The organism is Frankia sp. RB5 (assembly GCF_059816245.1).
Map to the genome: position 1 here is coordinate 1 of NZ_JCBATA010000147.1, position 1,702 is coordinate 1,702.

3 protein-coding genes are annotated in these 1,702 nt (G+C 68.0%); all 3 read left to right on the top strand.

Translation table 11 applies throughout. The annotated features are described in order from the left end of the window. On the top strand, nucleotides 1-247 hold a 247-nt coding region (locus AC6EXY_RS33205), incomplete at its 5' end, for a tetratricopeptide repeat protein (protein WP_499842481.1). Between the two features lie 100 nt (nucleotides 248-347). Then, nucleotides 348-941: a recombinase family protein gene (locus AC6EXY_RS33210; RefSeq protein WP_499819015.1), complete on the top strand. Its 594-nt coding sequence runs from the start codon at nucleotides 348-350 to the stop codon at nucleotides 939-941. Beyond that, on the top strand, nucleotides 938-1,441 hold the full coding sequence (locus AC6EXY_RS33215) for a hypothetical protein (protein WP_499819014.1): 504 nt from the start codon (nucleotides 938-940) through the stop codon (nucleotides 1,439-1,441). Before AC6EXY_RS33210 ends, AC6EXY_RS33215 begins: the two co-directional genes overlap by 4 nt. Nucleotides 1,442-1,702 lie beyond the last annotated feature (261 nt).

Genomic DNA, 1,702 nt, shown 5'->3' on the forward strand with positions numbered 1-1,702 from the left:
GGCCCTGCTCGCCGACATGCTGCGAATACTCGGACCCGACCACCCAGAGACCATGAACGCTCGACACAACCTGGCCCACTGGCGGGGGGAGGCGGGCGATCCGGCCGGCGCCGCGGCGGCGTTCGAGACCCTGCTCGCCGATCGCCTGCGAGTACTCGGACCCGACCACGTGGGCACACTGACCACCCTCGTAGGGCTGGCCCGCTGGCGGGAGCGGGTGGGGTTGACCGGTAACGATCGTTCATGAAACACATTGATCGACAACCTGTCTCCGCAGGTCACACGTGTAACGCATGCCGTGTACGCGGCTATGTCACGTACACCCCCGTTCGCGCTACGCTTCGATCATGCGCGTCGGCTATGGACGGGTCTCCACCCGCGACCAGCACCCCGAAGCCCAACACGACGCCCTGCGCGCAGCCGGCTGCGACGAGATCTTCATCGACAAGGCCTCCGGCAAACTCGCCCGCCGGCCCGAACTCGACAAGGCGCTGCTGTGCGCCAACCGCGCCGGCGACCAGCTCGTCATCACCAAGCTCGACCGGCTCGGCCGCTCCCTCGAACACCTCCTCGAACTGTCCGCCGACCTGCAGGCCCGCGGCGTCGACCTGGTGGTGCTCGACCAGGGCATCGACACCTCCACCGCGATCGGCCGGATGTTCTTCCAGATCCTCGGCGCGATCGCCGAGTTCGAACACGCACTGATGTCGGAGCGCACGATGGACGGCCTCGCGGCCGCCCGCGCCCGCGGCCGCACCGGCGGGCAGAAACCCAAGCTCGGACCCCGCCAGGTGCAGCTCGCGCAGGAGATGTACGACGAAACCGGCCCCGACGGCCGACGCACGTACACCGTCCAGCAGATCGCCGACGAGTTCGGCGTCACCCGCCCCACCATCTACCGGCACCTCACCAAGGCCACCGTGACCGGAACGGCTTCGTGACCTGCGCCCCGGAGTGGATCGAGCGGTGGTCCTACGTCGTCACACCGCTCGCTACGCTGCCAACCCCGGAAGCGCTCGACAGACCCGCCTGCATGAACCGGCGTGTACCAACCTGGCGCCGCACCTACCGCCGACTCGTCCCCAGCTGCGAAGGCCGCAGCTGCAGCTGGTACCACGGCGGCGACTGGCACCGCGTCAACGCCAACGCCATCCGACTCGTCGCACAGGCCCATGCCGCCGGAGCGACCGGCACCGACGTCGGCGATCACGCCGTGGACGCAGCCAAGGCCGAGGGGATCTCGGGATGGCAACTCGAAGCGTTGGAAAGCCTGCTCGTCATCGAACCCGTACGCATCGAACTCGGCGACTACCCCGCCGACCGCTGGTACGACAACGGCCGCCACCGGGTCACAGCCATGCTTGAGACCGGGGTACGTCGAACGATCGTGGTCCGCTTCGAGCTGCTCGACCCCGTCACCGGGCAACTTCTGCAGGACTAGCGCCTTCCGATTCCTCGGCGATCGCCGCTTGGCGTTGTTTTTTCGCTGGAAGCTACGGGCGGGCCATCGTGAAGGGCCCCTACGACGACGCGCACGAGCGCCGAGCCGTCGTCTACGCAACAAGGGCAACGGCCTAGTACTACAGTCCCAGTGGCTGCCGTGTGGTCCTGATTCGCGCCTGCGGCGCGGCGGGTGGTGTGGGGCGGCCGCCGCGTGATTCTCCATGGTTTGTGAATACACATGAGGATGCGGCGGCGGCCG

Bases quoted from the DNA above. Each gene is read 5' to 3' on its own strand.
- AC6EXY_RS33210 (WP_499819015.1), top strand. From the start codon at position 348: ATGCGCGTCGGCTATGGACGGGTCTCCACCCGCGACCAGCACCCCGAA.